This window comes from Thermobrachium celere DSM 8682, assembly GCF_000430995.1.
Taxonomy (GTDB): Bacteria; Bacillota; Clostridia; order Clostridiales; family Caloramatoraceae; genus Thermobrachium; species Thermobrachium celere.
Genome location: NZ_HF951994.1, coordinates 5932 through 6139 on the forward strand (window position 1 = coordinate 5932; position 208 = coordinate 6139).

Genomic DNA, 208 nt, shown 5'->3' on the forward strand with positions numbered 1-208 from the left:
ACACCAAGTAGAAGTGAAACTACAACTGGTATTCCTATTGCAACTGGTAGATATCCACAAACAACTGTTACAACACCTACTACAACTGCATAATAGAGCTGTGTTTTAACATGGTGTAGGTGGTCACACATTGAACCCATTGATGATAGAATAGTTGTATCTGATATCGGTGAGCAGTGGTCACCAAAAATGGCTCCTGTAAGTACTG

General features: G+C 39.9%; 1 protein-coding gene. It reads right to left on the bottom strand.

Annotation, left to right across the window (positions count from 1 at the left end; genetic code table 11):
• A partial coding sequence (locus TCEL_RS13340) for a Na+/H+ antiporter NhaC family protein (RefSeq protein WP_040683655.1) occupies positions 1-208 on the bottom strand: 208 nt, incomplete at both ends.